The 15,367-nt window shown below is 67.3% G+C and carries 14 protein-coding genes; 11 read left to right on the top strand and 3 right to left on the bottom strand.

Annotated features, from left to right (window positions below; genetic code table 11):
* Positions 1 to 12: 12 nt before the first annotated feature.
* Positions 13 to 2,688, bottom strand: coding sequence for a pyruvate, phosphate dikinase (gene ppdK / locus AC1DXJ_RS14905; protein WP_477623699.1), 2,676 nt, complete (start codon positions 2,686 to 2,688; stop codon positions 13 to 15).
* Between the two features lie 293 nt (positions 2,689 to 2,981).
* Between ppdK and AC1DXJ_RS14900 the strand changes: the two genes are divergently transcribed.
* On the top strand, positions 2,982 to 3,743 hold the full coding sequence (locus AC1DXJ_RS14900; RefSeq protein WP_477637376.1) for an SDR family NAD(P)-dependent oxidoreductase: 762 nt from the start codon (positions 2,982 to 2,984) through the stop codon (positions 3,741 to 3,743).
* A gap of 140 nt (positions 3,744 to 3,883) precedes the next feature.
* Here the strand turns inward: AC1DXJ_RS14900 and AC1DXJ_RS14895 are convergent, their stop codons facing one another.
* Positions 3,884 to 4,084: a hypothetical protein gene (locus AC1DXJ_RS14895; protein WP_477637375.1), complete on the bottom strand. Its 201-nt coding sequence runs from the start codon at positions 4,082 to 4,084 to the stop codon at positions 3,884 to 3,886.
* A gap of 677 nt (positions 4,085 to 4,761) precedes the next feature.
* On the opposite strand from AC1DXJ_RS14895, the gene AC1DXJ_RS14890 reads away from it, so the two are divergent.
* The 8 genes from AC1DXJ_RS14890 (at position 4,762) to AC1DXJ_RS14855 (ending at position 12,158) form a co-directional block, all read left to right on the top strand.
* Positions 4,762 to 5,673: a universal stress protein gene (locus AC1DXJ_RS14890; protein ID WP_477637374.1), complete on the top strand. Its 912-nt coding sequence runs from the start codon at positions 4,762 to 4,764 to the stop codon at positions 5,671 to 5,673.
* Positions 5,674 to 5,760: 87 nt separating this feature from the next.
* Positions 5,761 to 6,027, top strand: a complete 267-nt coding sequence (locus AC1DXJ_RS14885; RefSeq protein ID WP_477637373.1) for an SHOCT domain-containing protein — start codon at positions 5,761 to 5,763, stop codon at positions 6,025 to 6,027.
* Between the two features lie 486 nt (positions 6,028 to 6,513).
* Positions 6,514 to 6,951, top strand: a complete 438-nt coding sequence (locus AC1DXJ_RS14880) for a pyridoxamine 5'-phosphate oxidase family protein (RefSeq protein WP_477637372.1) — start codon at positions 6,514 to 6,516, stop codon at positions 6,949 to 6,951.
* 468 nt (positions 6,952 to 7,419) lie between these two features.
* A complete protein-coding gene (locus tag AC1DXJ_RS14875) occupies positions 7,420 to 7,566 on the top strand; it encodes a hypothetical protein (protein WP_477637371.1) in 147 nt (48 codons plus the stop codon).
* 266 nt (positions 7,567 to 7,832) lie between these two features.
* Entirely contained in the window at positions 7,833 to 8,807 is a 975-nt protein-coding gene (locus AC1DXJ_RS14870; RefSeq protein WP_477637370.1) for a hypothetical protein, read from the top strand.
* Positions 8,808 to 8,810: 3 nt separating this feature from the next.
* Positions 8,811 to 9,272 (top strand): SRPBCC family protein, encoded by a 462-nt coding sequence (locus AC1DXJ_RS14865; RefSeq protein WP_477637369.1) that lies wholly within the window; start codon positions 8,811 to 8,813, stop codon positions 9,270 to 9,272.
* A gap of 325 nt (positions 9,273 to 9,597) precedes the next feature.
* Complete coding sequence (locus AC1DXJ_RS14860; protein WP_477637368.1) at positions 9,598 to 10,536, top strand: ABC transporter ATP-binding protein; 939 nt, start codon at positions 9,598 to 9,600, stop codon at positions 10,534 to 10,536.
* Positions 10,533 to 12,158, top strand: coding sequence for an ABC transporter permease (locus AC1DXJ_RS14855; RefSeq protein ID WP_477637367.1), 1,626 nt, complete (start codon positions 10,533 to 10,535; stop codon positions 12,156 to 12,158). Before AC1DXJ_RS14860 ends, AC1DXJ_RS14855 begins: the two co-directional genes overlap by 4 nt.
* Before the next feature lie 410 nt (positions 12,159 to 12,568).
* Here AC1DXJ_RS14855 and AC1DXJ_RS14850 read toward each other — a convergent pair whose 3' ends face one another.
* Complete coding sequence (locus AC1DXJ_RS14850) at positions 12,569 to 13,447, bottom strand: helix-turn-helix transcriptional regulator (RefSeq protein WP_477637366.1); 879 nt, start codon at positions 13,445 to 13,447, stop codon at positions 12,569 to 12,571.
* Between the two features lie 164 nt (positions 13,448 to 13,611).
* Here AC1DXJ_RS14850 and AC1DXJ_RS14845 point away from each other — a divergent pair, with 164 nt between their 5' ends.
* On the top strand, positions 13,612 to 14,106 hold the full coding sequence (locus AC1DXJ_RS14845; protein ID WP_477637365.1) for a cyclophilin-like fold protein: 495 nt from the start codon (positions 13,612 to 13,614) through the stop codon (positions 14,104 to 14,106).
* 2 nt (positions 14,107 to 14,108) lie between these two features.
* Positions 14,109 to 15,350: a multidrug effflux MFS transporter gene (locus tag AC1DXJ_RS14840; protein WP_477637364.1), complete on the top strand. Its 1,242-nt coding sequence runs from the start codon at positions 14,109 to 14,111 to the stop codon at positions 15,348 to 15,350.
* The last annotated feature ends 17 nt before the right edge of the window (positions 15,351 to 15,367 follow it).

Genomic DNA, 15,367 nt, shown 5'->3' with positions numbered 1-15,367 from the left:
CTCGTGTGCGACTCATCGGGTGCCTACGTCGTCCGGCGCCTGGCGACGGAGTGCCGCGCGTCCCGCCTCCAGACGGGCGACCGGCACGCGTGGAGGTGAGCACGACACGTAGTCGAGACCGATGGCTGCGAAGAAGTGGATGGACGCCGGGTCACCTGCGTGCTCCCCGCAGACCCCCAGCCCGAGGTCGGGTCTGGTTTCCCGACCAAGCCGCACCGCGGTCTGGACGAGCTGTCCGACTCCGGCTTGGTCGAAGGTCGTGAAGGGGTCGGTGGCGAGCAGCCCCTGGTCCCGGTATGCCGCCAGGAAGCTGGCCTCGGCGTCGTCGCGGGAGATGCCCCAGGTGGTCTGCGTCAGGTCGTTTGTGCCGAAGGAGAAGAACTCCGCCCGCTGTGCAAGCGTGTCGGCGATGAGGGCGGCCCTGGGTAACTCGATCATCGTCCCCACCGGAACGGGCCATGTTGACCCGGCGTCCCGCAGGGCCTCCTCGATGTGGCTCATGGCGAGTGCTAGCTCGGTCTCTACGGCAACGAGCGGCACCATGACCTCGGGGTGAGGGTCCAGGCCTTCGGCGCGGAGCTGGCGGGTCGCTTCGGCCACCGCCCGTACGTGAGCCACGACGAGCTCGGGGACAACGGTAAGCAGGCGGACGCCGCGCAGCCCGAGCATCGGGTTGGTCTCGTGCCACCTTCGCGCGGTTGCCAACCGAGCGTCCTGGCGCTGGTCGGTCTCGTGCCGCTCCTGGCGAAGAGCGGCCTCGGTCGTGAGCTCGACGACATCAGGCAGGAACTCATGCAGCGGTGGGTCGAGAAGCCGCACCACCACGGGGAAGCCGTCCATGGCACGCAGAAGGCCGGTGAACTCGCGAACCGCCAGCTCCTCGATCTCGATCAGGGCCTCGTCGCGGCTGTCTCCGCCGATGACGCGTTCGACCAGCTCACGCCGCGGCCCGAGCAGCATGTGCTCGGTGCGACACAGCCCAATCCCCTCTGCTCCGAGCCGTCGTGCGAGGAGCGCGTCGGCTTCGGTCTCAGCATTGGCGCGGACGTGGAGCGTCCGCCGCGCGTCGGCGTGGCCGAGAATGGTCGTCACCGCCTGGACGAGGGCGTCGGGCTCGTCGGTGGTTCCGGCTTCGAGCGCGCGCGCAACCGGGCTGGGGCGCACCTCGAGTGCCCCGCGGTAGATCAGTCCGCTGGTCCCGTCGACCGAGACGACGTCCCCCTCGCGGAGCACGACACCCTCCGAGGTGGTTGCGCGTCGTGCAACCGGATCGACCAGAAGCCCTGCGACGGAGGTCACGCAGGTCCTGCCCAGGCCTCGCGCCACAACCGCAGCATGGGACGTGAGCCCACCTCGCGCGGTCACGACCGCCTCGGCGGCGATGATCCCCGCCAGGTCGTCCGGAGACGTCTCCACACGGACGAGGACCGGGGTTTCTCCGCGGGAGTGGGAGGCCACCGCCTCGGCGGAGTCGAACACCACGGGACCCACGCCGGCGCCTGGGCTGGCCGGGAGCCCCGTAGCGAGTACCTCGCCGCCCGCGACAGTGTCGAAACGTGGGTGGAGCAGGGACTCGAGCTGGTGCCCGTCAACTCGCCACAGGGCCTCGTCGAGCGTGATGAGCCCTTCGGCTGCCAGGTCGGCGGCGATTTGGAAGGCCGCTGCGGGACTGCGCTTTCCCACTCGGGTCTGGAGCAACCACAGCTTGCCGGCCTCGACGGTGAACTCGACGTCGCACAGGTCGCGATAGTGGTGCTCGAGGGTGGACAGGTGCTTGAGGAGCTCACCGTGCAGGCCCGGCTCCCGGGCAGCAAGCTCAGTCAGCGGCATGGTCGTGCGGCTGCCGCTGACCACGTCTTCGCCCTGTGCGTCCGGCAGGTAGTCCCCGTACGCGACGGCAGCTCCGGTCGCTGGGTTTCGGGTGAAGCAGACGCCACTGCCCGAGTGGTTGCCGGTGTTGCCGAACACCATCGCGACAACGTTGACCGCCGTGCCGAGCGAGTCCGGAATGCCCTCGTGAGCGCGGTATGTCTTCGCACGGTCGCCGTTCCACGACCGGAAGACCGCCGTGATGGCGCCGTCGAGCTGCTCGTGCGGGTCCTGGGGGAGGTCGCGGCCCGTCTCGCTCACCAGCACATCCCGAAAGTCCGAGACCAGGATCTCGAGGGCCTCGGCCGGCAGATGTGCATCGTCCATGACGTCGTAACGCGACCTGGCGGCGGCGAGCAGCCCGTCAAAGGTCCCGGCGTCGACCCCGAGAACCGTGTGGCCGTACATCTGGACGAGCCGCCGGTAGCAGTCCCACCCGAAGTGCCAGCCGCCGCGGGCGGCCAGGCCGGGCAGCGTCAGGTCGGTGATTCCGACATTGAGGACGGTCTCCATCATTCCCGGCATGGAGAACTTGCCACCTGACCGGACCGACACGAGGAGGGGGTCGGACACGGAGCCGAAGGACCTCCCGGACTGCGCCTCGAGCCGCCTGACTGCCGCGGTCACGAGTCCGGGGAGCTCATCGGGGACAGCGCCGTTCTTCAGGAACTCACGACATGCCTGCGTCGTGATCGTGAAACCCGGAGGTACGGGCAGTCCCAGCCGGGTCATCTCTGCGAGGTTGGCACCCTTGCCACCCAACAGGTCGACCATGGATGCGTCGCCAAGGGCGAATGGCAGGAGGAGTGGAGCGCTCATGCGACCCATGTTGCGGGCCCCTCGGCTGCCAGATAAGGGACCTTTGACCCGTCTTCCGCCGCGCTCTTGGCGCGTCGCAGCGTGAGGATCCGGGGGCTAGCTCCCGAGCCGACGCCAGTCCGTGCAAGCGCCACGGACGAGCGCGAAGACCCGGGCGGTGGGGCAAGGCCGTACGTGTCGGAACGGAATGCGCGCCCGTCGAAGGCGCGTGACTCGCGGACAGGACCAAGGACCCTTTGACAGCGGCCAGGAGGCGCGCAGGCTTGAGTCATCGACAGGAAGGGTGATTGAGCATGAACAACTACGGCTTGGGCGGCAAGGTTGCGGTCATCACCGGCGGTGCGTCCGGGATCGGGCGTGCTTGCGCGCACGTGATGGCGCGCTCGGGTGCCGACGTCTGCATCTGGGACCGGGACCAGGACGCGATCGACACGGTTCTCAAGGAGCTGGAGGACTATGACTACCGGTCTCATGGTGCGGTGGTCGACGTCGGTGACTCCGGCGCTGTCGACGCGGCGATGGATGAGGTCCTGGACACGCTGGGCCACGTCAGCGTCGCGGTGTGCAACGCGGGGATCGGTGGTGAAGCCTTGGCCAGTGGGGACTACACCGATGAGGCGTGGCACGAGGTCATCCGGGTCAACCTCGACGGGGTCTTCTACACCCAGCGGGCGGCGATTCGGGCAATGAAGTCCTCCGGTCGTGGTGGGTCCATCATCAACATGGCGTCGATCCTGGGCGTGGTGGGGTTCCCGACCGCCGTCGCGTACACCGCCGCCAAGCACGGTGTCGTGGGGATGACCCAGGTCGCTGCCTGGGAGCACGCTGCCGACGGGATCCGCGTCAATGCGGTCGGTCCCGGCTTCATTCGCACGCCGCTCGTGACGACCCACCTCACCGAGGAGGCCCTAGCCGGGCTGGCCGGTCAACACGCCCTCCAGCGGCTGGGGGAGCCGGAGGAGGTCGCTGAGCTGGTGGCGTGGCTTGCGAGTGACGGAGCCTCGTTCGCGACCGGGACCTACTACCCGATCGACGGGGGCTACCTGGCCCGGTGACGCGGACGGGCCCGCGTCGAGTTCATCGGTGCCGCAGCAGGCGGTATGCCGGGTGGCTTCGTCCGGGTCCACCCAGGCGGCGGTCGCCCAGACATCGGCCAAGGCCATGTCAGGGCCAATCACCGTTCCCACATCACGGATCAGGCCTGTCGGGCCGCGACCACGAGACCTGCGTTCCAACCCGGCGCCCGGCCGCGTGAAGGCGGCCTGATGCCTTCCATGTCATGGCGCGTCTTGGCCAGCACCCAGGCCACCGCCGAGTTGGAGTTCCACATTTCACCTGCGCCCAGTTCATCTCTGCCCCAGGTCAACGCCGGCACATCGCCGAGCACCTCGAGCACGGCTGCGACTCGTATCGGGTCTTGGGTCGTGCGCACTGGACTATCGACTGCTTCGGCGATGTCCGGGATGTAACCCCCGGGCCAGCACCGCACCTCGTAGCGAAATGCGCGGAAGCGACCGAGCGACCTCGACCCAACTGGCCCTTCGACGATGACACCACGCTCAGGGTCACTGACGTTCCATACCGGACCCATCTCGACCGCGTACTTGGTGCCGTCAAAGCAGACCATCAGGCCACAGTGGTACAGGTCCGCTGAGGCGCGGTTATCGCGCCACGCTGACCACCACTCGTAGAGGCGGCCATTCCAGCGCACGAAGTGCCCTCCCGCGCCGAGCGGAAGCCAGAACAGATCTACGTATGACCGGAGAGATTCATCGCCCATGCCTTGATTCTTGATAGTTCGTCGACTGGGGGAGAGGGGCGAAGGTCACTGCTCTTGTTGCCGATGTACAGCACCGTCCCCGTTTCGAGCTGATCACATCTGACGAGTGCGTGCGCATCGCGGACGCAAAGGGCACCAGTCGTAGCAGTCCGATACGCCGAATCTCGGAACGTCCGTTGAGCAGGGACTTTCGGCCCTCGCCCAGGCCGCCGAGCCGCCGGATGCTCTCACCAGGGTCATGGCAGGTCGGTAGTCCCGCGAGCCCGCCAGCCCATCAGCTCAGGAGGAACGTCATGGTCGACCAGTCAAAGCACCGCCTGGCCAAGGGAATTGTCGTCGGGTACGACGACTCTCCCGGCTCCATTGCAGCCCTGGAATGGGCTGCCGCCACAGCAAACCGGTGGGGCACGACCCTCACCGTGATGCACACCGTCGACCTTGCAGCGGCACCCATCGAGCCGGCATACGACCTGGCTCGACTCCCGGACAGTCTGGGCGAGGCCGGCCGAGAGCTGCTGGCCAATGGGGTCGCTCGTGCTCGGAAGCTGATGACGCAACCTTCGCAGGTCGCCGGTCTGTTCGCGATCGGCTCTCCAGCCGCCGAGCTCGTCCACGCATCCAAGGATGCCGACATCGTGGTGACCGGCAGTCGTGGACGAGGCCCACTCGCGGCCGGGCTGCTGGGCTCGGTCGCCTACGCCGTCACCGCCCACGCATCGTGTCCAGCCGTGGTGGTGGGCACCGAACGGCCAGTCCAGCCGGGTCGCGACCATCCCGTCGTCGTGGGCGTTGACGAGTCGCGGGCGTCGGAGGATGCCCTGGACCTCGCGGCCGAGATGGCAGCGATCTCTGACGCTGCCCTGCACATCGTGCACGTGGCGCACGGCTACTTCTCCCCGGATGCTCAGGCCTACGTCGAGAGCGAACAGGCCGGAACCGAGCACACGAAGGCAGTGCGCGCGCACGCGGAGGACATGGTTCGGCTTGCTGCTCGCCGAGCTCAAGCGACCTTCGCAAACCTGCCCATCGAGACGGAAGTCCTTTACGGCAGCGCGGGGCACGTTCTGAGCCCGCTAGGTGCGCACGCAGGGCTCATCGTCGTTGGCACCCGCGGGCATGGCGGGTTCGCGGGGCTGCTCCTGGGTTCGGTCAGCCACGCAGTCATCCACGAGGCGTCCTGTCCAGTCATGATCGTGCGGGGCTGACAGCCCTTGGATGTGGCGGGACCTTTGGCACAGCCCACGGGAACGACTGCATGCAAACCTGACATCCTTGAACAACAACCTGGTGAGGTGAGCCTGATGATGGACTGGGCGGACGGGGAAACGGGCCTGATGTTGATCGTCATCATGGCGGTTCTGACCATTCTGCTGGTGGTCGGTCTCGTGGTGGGCATCAACGCTCTGTATCCCTCTAGGGGTCAAGGCGATCGCACACCTCCCGCGCAGGATGCGGCACTTCGCACGGCAGCGGAAGAAGAGCTTGAGCTGCGGTACGCGCGCGGGGAGATCGATGCGGAGACTCTGGCCCGACAGCGAGCAGTGCTGCGCCAACGATGAGACCTTCGTCCGCGAATTGCCCCGGGGTTGAGGGCTCGCCGCGAGGGTGAACTGGTGGGAGACGGTAACTCAGCGTTCCGAGGGCGCCATGCCACCACGATGAGCTTCCCGATTCGTGACCCGTCAGGTGGGGACGCTATGGCGGAGCGCACACAACACGCGTCGGCTCACCAAGTCGGGGTCAACCAACCGGCTGCTGTGGTGAGAATTGCCTAGCGAGGTCGTCTTCGCAGCTGCCCTCCCTTACGATGCCAACGCTCCAGAAGGCCTTCGGGCATGGAAAGGGCAGGCGAAGGCGGGTCCGGCAAGCTCGGCGTAGAGTCGAAATCTCCCAGGGCCGAACGCCGGACGGACTAGCCCACCTTCCGGACTCTGCAGGACTCCAGTCATGCGACCAACGCGGCGCGCGACCCGAAATCGGCGGGGCGGTGAAGCCGGCCACCACGGGGAAGTTCACCGCCCCGATGCAATGAATGGAGTCTGGTCATGACCTCACCACAGGACGAGAAACCCCACGCCGGCAATTTCGCTGAGCTGTCGGAGACCGAGTGCAAGGAGCTTTTGGCGCAACACACCGCCGGCCGGGTCGGTTTCACGGCTGGCGAGGGCCCGCAGATCTTGCCGGTGACCTATCAATACCTGAGCGGGAGAGTGATCTTCCGTACGTCCCCCTACGGCCCTATGGCCGGGCTCGTCCGGCGAACCAGTGTCGCCTTCGAGATCGACGCAATTGATGAGCAGAACAAATCCGGCTGGAGCGTTCTCGTACTCGGATTCGCTGAGGCGATGACACACGACCACCTGCTCACATCGGCCTGGGAGACCGGACCGGTGCCGTGGGCCGACGGAGCTCGCAACCTGTTCATTGAAATCGAGCCGCGCAAGATCAGCGGCCGCGCGGTCAGGCCAGCCACCCGCGACTGACACCTACCGCCATGCCGCCGCAGCAACGGGCGACAACTTCCATCACCTTGAGGGGGGACGTTTCAGCCCGAGTAGGTGACCGCGGAGGCCGGTGGAGGCGTGATAGCCGCCTCGTTTGGGCGGGCTGCCGAGCGGTATCGTCGCCAGTTCGAGAATCCATGTATTCAGGCCGGGGTTCAACCCCTTTGGTCGGTGCAGTCCGCCGTGTCGTCAGCGGCCAAGTGTCATGTTCGTTGGTGGATCCAAACCGCGTCCTCCTCGCCCAGCCGGTGAGTGACTAAATGAGTGACAACGACCGCCGATTTGGGTGGACGTTGGCGGACTTTGGGGAGTGGCACGTGCTCAGTTGGACGCCGACGGATGACGATGGAAGGTGTGAAGTCGTTGTTGGGGTTGGTCACCGCGAGGTGTTGTTCGGCTGGGCCACCGAAGAAGACCTTCAGCCGAACATAGACGGGTTATCACGCGATGAAGGTGCTGCTGGCCGGTTTGCTCACCACGGCGGTGGTCGTGCTGGTGATGCGGTACGTCGCCCACCGCAGTGGAGATCGCCCGTCGCAGGGTGGGAGCGATGTGCTCGGCCACCAGCACGGGCAGCCCCCTTGCCACGCGTGACCCCGCCGTAGCGGGTGGTCGATGCGCCCGATTGTTGCCCTGAGCCGGCCCAGACTCACATCTGGGACGCACGCTCATCGGCTTTGCTAGTGGACATTTGCCGCCCAGTGCGGCGGAAAGAGTCTGTTGCCGAGCCCACTGTGGGTGGAGCGGCCGAGGCATTCCTTGGTGCTTGTCAAGGTAGCAGGGCCATTAGCACGAATTCGCGGCGTGGTTCTCAAAGTGGGGACTTCTGGCCCTGATCCGCGTGGCCGGGGGTTCCTAGCGTGGGGACCAAAGACGGCGGTCTTGTCCTCTCCGAGCGGTTGGCCGCCCCGTGGAGGGAGGTGGCCACGATGGTCACGGTCAGCGGTTTCCAGCCCCAGGGTCTGAGGCGATCGGTGCGAGTAACCTCGATCCACAACGGATTGGCTGGGTTTGTCTGGGCGACCGCTGCCCTCGCCTTGACGGCGGCGGTGGTAGGGCTTGTGGTCGACGGGGTGTACATCGGTGCTCGTTCCACGGCCGAAATCCTTCGGGGTGACGACGTGGTGACGGCCTTCATCGTTGTTCCAGGACTCTGCGTCGCTGCTGCCTACACGCGCCGGGGGTCCTTGCAGGGCCGGTTGGTGACGGCAGGGCTGTTGGCCGACCTGGTCTACAGCTACGCCTTCTACGTCTTCGGCACCGGATTCAACGACGTGTTCCTGCTCCACGTGGTCGTCTTCTCGGCGAGCCTGACCGCCCTGGTGCTCACGCTGGCCGGCCTTGACATCGACGCGGTGCGCGAACGGCTCGGCAGGGTTAGGCGCGTTCGGCCGGTGGCCGCGGCCCTGGGCATTCTTGCACTCTCCCTCGGCGGCATGTGGGTCTCGGCGGCGGTCGCCAACGCGGCCAACGGGACCGTGCCCGCTGGCAGTGCCCTCGTGGAGACGCCCGCGATCATCCACCTCGCGCTGGTACTGGACCTGGCGGTGCAGGTTCCGCTGTACGCGGCTGGCGCCGTGCTGCTGTGGCGTCGGACCGGGTGGGGTTACCTGCTGGCGTTCGTGGCGCTGTTGTCGGGCATCCCCGAGCAGATCAGCTACATGTTCGGCATGCCACTGCAGGTCACGGCCGGCGTTCCGGATGCGGTGTCGTTCGACCCGTTGGAGCCGGTGATCCTGGCGTTCTACGTCATCGGGTTCGTCTTGCTGCTCCGGGATGTGCGGGCGGTGCGGGTCGACGAACCTGGCGCGGGTGGCCGAGGGTTGGGGAGGTGACATATGGCTGGTATCAAGGGTGAGGTCACGATCTGCCGCCCGCTGGAGGTGGTGTTCGACTTCGTGGCGGACCAGTCGAACGAGCCGCTGTACAACGCCGGGATGATCCGCGCTCAGAAGGTCGGCACTGCCCCGGTCGGCACGGGTAGCAGGTTCCAATCCGCGGTGCGGTCCGCCGGACGCACAGCGGAGATGCTGATCAAGATCACCGAATACGACCGGCCGAGGCTGCTGGCAAGCACCACGACGATGAAGCAGGCCGATATCGACTACAGGCTCAAGTTCGAGCCGGTCGCTGGCGGGACCCGCATGAGCTGGGCCGGACAGGTCCGCCCGAAAGGTGCCTTGCGGCTGCTCAGTCCCCTGATCACCTGGCTCGGTCGACGCCAGGAACGGCGCATCTGGCAGAGCCTGAAGCAGCACCTCGAACACGAGCCGACCGGCACTACCCAGCCTCCATCCTGACGACACAGACAATCGTGCCCTCGGTCGCGGGGCTGACCGCCGGCAGCCATCGGACCCGGGTGTGGTCAAGGTGATCGGCGGCCAGCTCGGCTAGTAGCAACTGCCCACCTCGCCCGATACCCCGCACCCTCACGGCGGGGAAGAGCCAACCGCCAGCTCCCTCGAAAGCGGCCGGTGGACAACAGAAGCGAGCCCGTAAGACGCGTCGGTAACCTGCTCGCCAGGGGGTGCTGCGAAGGGCCAGGTCGGGCTCGGGACCTTCGACCCTTCCAGACAGGGCCCATTTGGCATGGACTGCGGGTGGGACTGGAAGGAGATGGTTCCGATGGCTACTGCCATAGCAGTTTCCGGACTGGTAAAGGACTTCGGGCGCAGCACCCGGGCCCTGGATGGACTTGACCTTCACGTGCAGGCCGGCGAGGTCCATGGCTTCCTGGGACCCAACGGCGCCGGAAAGACCACGACGATTCGCGTTCTCCTGGGATTGTTGCGTGCGGACGAGGGGCAGGTAACCCTGCTCGGTGGCGACCCGTGGCGTGATGCGGTGGCGTTGCACCGGCGCCTCGCGTACGTGCCCGGGGAAGTGAATCTGTGGCCCAATCTCACCGGCGGGGAAGTGATTGACCTGCTTGGCGACCTGCGGGGCGGCTTGGACGCAGCGCGCCGAGAGGAGCTGCTCCAAAAGTTCCAGCTCGACCCGACGAAGACGATCCGTTCCTACTCAAAAGGGAACCGGCAGAAGGTCGCCCTGGTGGCGGCGTTCTCCTCCGATGTTGAGCTCTACCTGCTCGATGAGCCCACCTCGGGGCTGGACCCGCTGATGGAGGCGGTGTTCCAGGACGTCGTCCAGGAGTTGCGCGCTGGGGGTCGGAGTATTCTCCTGTCCAGCCACATCCTGTCCGAGGTGGAGGCGCTCTGTGATCGCGTCACGATCATCCGGGCGGGGCGGGCAGCCGAGAGCGGCACATTCGAGGAGCTGCGTCACCTCACCCGCACATCGGTGGTGGTCGACACCGTCAACCCGTTGCAGTCCGTGGAGTCCTGGCCGGGCGTGCACGATGCCCGCCAGCACGATGGGCACGCCGAGTTCAGCGTCGACCCCGGTGAGTTGAACCAGGTCCTGGCCCATCTGGTCGAGCTCGAGGTGCGCACGATGGTGACCTCCCCACCGACTCTCGAGGAGCTGTTCCTGCGGCACTACGGAGAACCCCTCAGCGCGCCGGTCGACGAGGAGGCTCCCGCGGGGGCGGTGACGACTCGATGAGTGGTTTCACCGGCACCGTGCGACTGGTCCGCCTTGCCCTGCGGCGCGATCGGATCACCCTTTCCGCCTGGGTCCTCGGGATGGCGGCATTCACCAATGCCACCACAGCCCTATTCGACAGCAACTACGCCAAGCACCCCGGGCTGCTGGAGCTGGACACCCGCATCGTCGTGGAGAACCCGGGCATGCGGGTCCTCGGGCTGGTGACCGGCCCCAGCGTCGGCGGCTACGCTCTCCACCGCGACGCGCTGACCTTGGCTGTACTGGCCGCCGTAATGAGCGTGCTCGCGGTGGTGCGACACACGCGCCAGTCCGAGGAACTGGGGCGTGAGGAGATCTTGGGCGCCGGTGTGGTGGGCCGGTACGCGTCCATGACAGCGGCCACGGTCGTCACGCTCGCCGCGAACGTTGTGTTGGCCATCATGCTGGCGCTAGGTCTGGTGCTCGCCGGACAACCCGCCGCCGGGTCACTGGTGGGCGGCGCGTCCATCGCCTTGGTGGGCGTGTTCTTCACAGGCATCGCCGCGGTGACCTCACAGCTGGTGTCGACCAGCCGCGGCGCGATCGGGCTGGCCAGCGCGGGAGTCGGCGCCTCGTTCGTGCTCGCCGCGCTGGGCAACATGACCGGAATCGTCGACTCGGACGCCCTTCGGGTCACCAGCGGCTGGCCGGCGTGGTTGTCGCCCATCGGTTGGGGTCAGCAGATGCGTCCGTTCGCCGACAACTTGTGGTGGCCTTTGGGCTTGGCCGCCCTCGCGGTGGCCGGCCTGTTCGTCGCCGCGGCCGCTCTGGCAGCCCGACGTGACGTGGGCCGCGGGATGTGGCCCGAGCGCCGCGGTGCAGCCTCCGCCAGCCAGGTTCTGCTGAGTCCGTTTGGCCTCATCTGGCGCCTGCAGCGGGGAGTGTTGCTCGCCTGGGTCCTGGGCATGGTGAGCTTCGGCCTCATCTTCGGTGCTCTGAGCGAGCAGATCAGGGGCCTCAAGGGTGCGGCAACGGAGTGGTACAAGGGATTTGGCGGCGACGTTGACCTGATGGGTGCCTACTGGGCCTCGATGATGCAGATTGCGGGTACAGCTGTCTGGATGTACGTGGTGACGCTCATGCTTCGCCTCCACCACGACGAGGCGCAGGGCACCCTGGAGGCGGTGCTTGCGACCGCGGTCTCACGCCTTAGATGGCTGGGCGCCCACGCCGTGAACGCGCTGGCCGGGGCCACGATCCTGATGGGCGGATTCGCTGTGGCCATGAGCATCACCGGCGGCAGCGTGCTCGGCGGCACCCGTCCTTTGCTGGGCGACCTTCTCGGCGCTGCCGCCGTAGAGCTTCCCGCCATCACGGTCCTCGGCGCCACGGCCGTGCTCGCCACCGCGGTGGCCCCGCGGTGGTCATCGAGTCTCGCGTGGGCGCTCGTGGTGCTTTCTATCGTCGCGGGACCCATGTTCGGCGTCTCCTTGGGGCTGCCGCCGTGGCTGCTGGACCTGTCGCCCTTCACTCATGTGCCCAATGCGCCGGCGGCCGCAGTCACCCTCGCCCCGATGCTGGGACTGACCCTGGTCGGACTGCTTCTGGCGCTGTGGTCAGCGTTGGTAACCCGACACCGAAACCTGGTCCTCCCCGCCTGACCGTTGGGCGCGCGATGAACGCGCTGAGGAAATCTCAGTTCGGATGGCCGTGACAGTCGCACTACCGCGCCGGCGGATCAATGGCGGAGACACTGCAACAGCGGCGACATCAGCCCTAGCCGGGCCAAGGAGCTCCAAGGGATCCTCAAGACCCATCAGGCCATGCGTGATGCTCACGCCGGAGCCAAGGCTTCTGAAGCATAGCGGAGCACGCACACCTAGCGCCGGGGCAGCCTCGGCTCATGCCGGATTGGACGTGATGCACAGGCGGCGGAATGCAGCACCCTCCGCGACGACATGATCGCGGATCCACATCGCGTTCGAAAACGCGGTGAGCGCCCCAAGCGAAGCCGGTCTACGGGGCGGCGGCAGGGGCCGGTAGCGAACTGTTGTATCGGTCTACGGCACGCTCAGGTCGTCCGGACCGGAGTTGTTTGCTGGGTGGCTGCCCAGGAGGCGAGCAGGGCGAGGGCTTGGGCGGTGGGGGATGCGGGTTCAGCCGTGAAAATGGTCATGCTGAGCCCAGGCTCGGATCTGAGGTCCATAGTCTCGTAGGCAAGGTCGAGCTCGCCGACGACGTGGTGGTGGTAGTGCTTGGTGCCCCCTGCGTGGGTGCGCACATTGTGGGAACCCCAACGGCGGCGGAATTCATCGCTGCGGGTGGAGAGCTCGCCGACCAGATCCTGGAGCGCCTTGTCGTGCGGGTCCTGACCAGCGGCGGTGCGCAGGTTGGCAACGGTGATGTCCGCCATCTGCTCCCAGTCGGGGTAGAGCCGGTGGGAGGCGGCGTCGAGGAAAGCGAACCTGGCCAGGTTCGGCACGCGAGTCGTGTCGACGTACACGTCGGCGTAGAGCGCGCGCCCAAGGTGGTTGGCGGCAAGAAGGTCGGACCTGTTGTTTCCGACGATCGCCGGACTCGTGGTGATGCAGTCAAGTGCCCACTGCAGGCTCGGCCGCGGCGCCCACCGTGCGGGGCTGCGTCGGCGGGGGCGCATCGCAGCCGCGGTTCCATCGGCGGCTTGGGCGAGCAGGAACAGGTGGCGGCGTTCGGCGTCGTCGAGTTGTAGGGCGCGGCCGATGGCGTCGAGGACACCGGCCGAGACGCCTCCCAGTGAGCCGCGTTCGAGCTTGGCGTAGTACTCCACGCTCATCCCGGCCAGGGCGGCCACCTCGCTGCGGCGCAGTCCGGGGACCCGGCGTTGCCCCGCTTGGGGGACGCCCGCCTGGTCGGGACTGATCTTGGCTCGTCGCGAGGTCAGGAACTCGCGGACTTCTGCTCGGTTGTCCACGTGGACCACGGTACGGCGGCGATCGGCGATCAGGGATGCCCTGTCAGTACACCCATCCTCAGTGACTTTTCCAGCCATCGGAGCAACGGTCTCCTTGGAGCATGGACACTTCACCCCGACTCCGCTCCGGCCTGCGGGCCGGTGCAGCCTTGCTACCCGCGTCCGTGGTCGCGGTGCTGGCGTGCTGGTCGCTGGGCGGCCCAGCTGGCACTACCCCGACGCTGCCCGCTGACCGGGCCTCCGCCAGCGTCGCCAGCGCCGGCCGCACCCCGGCCGGGCGGGAAGTGCTGCTCCGCGTAACCGACGGGCTGGCTACGGTCACGCTCGATGACACTCCGGCGGCGCGCGCGTTTGCCGCCATGGTGCCTCTAAGGGTGGTTTTGGACGACCCAATGGGTCAGGCGAAATCCGGCAAGCTTGCCTCGCCCATCGACGTCACCGGCGCCGAGCGCGTGTTCAACCCCAGCGTCGGCGAGCTGTACTACTGGGCGCCGAGCCACACGATCGCGATCTTTTATGACGACCTCGGCCAGTCCGTGCCCTCGCCCGGCCTGATCCGGCTCGGGAGCGTGGACAGCGGACTGTCCGCTATCGCCAGGTCGGGGGGAAACGTCCGCGTCGAGCCGGCCGGCGTAACCATCCCGCGGATGGGGTCCTGAAGGTGGAGACCACCCAACCGCCCCTTCCTGGGCCGACACGTTCGACGTCCTCCCCGCCAGTCACGGTAGGCCGTGGTGTCCCGGCGATCCTGGCGCTGCTCACGATCCTGGGTCCGGCGTCCATGGACCTCTACCTGCCGGTTCTCCCCGCCCTCGCCCGGGACCTAGACGCGAGCACTTCGTCCGCGCAACTGACCATGACGACCTGCCTGCTCGGACTGGCGCTCGGCCAGATGGTTGCTGGACCGGTCTCCGACCGCTACGGACGCCGTCGCCCGCTGCTCGTCGGCCTCGGCATCTTCGTCATCGCTTCGGCGTTGTGTGTGCTCAGCACTTCCGCCGCCGTTCTCATTGCTCTGCGTCTGGTCCAGGGGTTGGCCGGCGCGGTCGGCCTCGTCATTGCCCAAGCTGCGGGACGCGACATCCACGAGGGCCGGCAGCTGACGCGGTACTACGGTCGCATCGTCGTGCTGTCCGGGCTGGCTGCGATCGTTGCACCGGTGATTGGAGGGCAGCTGGCGACGCTGGTCGACTGGCGAGGCTTCTTCGCCGTTCTTGCCGCGGTCGGCGGCGTCGTCCTGCTCGCGGCTGTCCTCGGGTTCCGCGAGACCCTGCCGGTGGGGCATCGGGTCAGCGGGGGCGCGCGGAGCACCGGCGGACACGTCCGGACCCTCATCGCGGACCGCCTCTTTCTCGGTGCGATGCTCGCCAGTGCTTGTACCGCCGCTGCCTACTTCGCTTACCTCGCAGGGGCATCGTTCGTCCTTCAGGACATTTACGCGCTGTCCCCGGCCGCCTACTCCCTCGTGTTCGGGCTCAACGCCGCAGGATTCGCGTTGTTTGGATTCCTGGGTGGGCGCGCTGCGGAACGCTGGTCGGAGCGATTGGCCTTCGTCCTCGGTCTCGGAGTCATCGCCGTGGGCGCTGGCGGGCTCCTGGCCACCGCGCTCATTCACCTGCCGTTGCCGGTTGCGGTCGTGTCGTTCTTCGCCGTCGCCGCCGGTGCCGCGGCGGTCTCGCCACCAGCGACGTCGCTGGCCTTGGCGGACTACCCACAGTTTGCCGGCACCGCGTCATCCATCCTCGGCGTCACCCGTTTCGCTGCCGGGGCCTTCGCCGCTCCCTTGGTGGGCCTTGGCGGATCGATGACGATGATTCCTCTCGGCCTCGTCACGGTCGCTAGCACGACCCTCGCTGCGACGGCATACGTCTGGTTCGTTCGCCGACCACCGACTTCCCCGTAGTCCCGCCACCGACTGAA

The organism is Pedococcus sp. P2_D9 (assembly GCF_056404275.1).
Note: the sequence above shows the minus strand (reverse complement) of the source record. Positions and strands in the feature narration are given on the sequence as shown.

What these genes read in the sequence shown, in the direction of transcription:
- ppdK (WP_477623699.1), bottom strand. Translation starts at nt 2,688, where the DNA reads ATGAGCGCTCCACTCCTCCTGCCATTCGCCCTTGGCGACGCATCCATG.
- AC1DXJ_RS14900 (WP_477637376.1), top strand. Translation starts at nt 2,982, where the DNA reads ATGAACAACTACGGCTTGGGCGGCAAGGTTGCGGTCATCACCGGCGGT.
- AC1DXJ_RS14890 (WP_477637374.1), top strand. Translation starts at nt 4,762, where the DNA reads ATGGTCGACCAGTCAAAGCACCGCCTGGCCAAGGGAATTGTCGTCGGG.
- AC1DXJ_RS14880 (WP_477637372.1), top strand. Translation starts at nt 6,514, where the DNA reads ATGACCTCACCACAGGACGAGAAACCCCACGCCGGCAATTTCGCTGAG.
- AC1DXJ_RS14875 (WP_477637371.1), top strand. Translation starts at nt 7,420, where the DNA reads ATGAAGGTGCTGCTGGCCGGTTTGCTCACCACGGCGGTGGTCGTGCTG.
- AC1DXJ_RS14865 (WP_477637369.1), top strand. Translation starts at nt 8,811, where the DNA reads ATGGCTGGTATCAAGGGTGAGGTCACGATCTGCCGCCCGCTGGAGGTG.
- AC1DXJ_RS14860 (WP_477637368.1), top strand. Translation starts at nt 9,598, where the DNA reads ATGGCTACTGCCATAGCAGTTTCCGGACTGGTAAAGGACTTCGGGCGC.
- AC1DXJ_RS14855 (WP_477637367.1), top strand. Translation starts at nt 10,533, where the DNA reads ATGAGTGGTTTCACCGGCACCGTGCGACTGGTCCGCCTTGCCCTGCGG.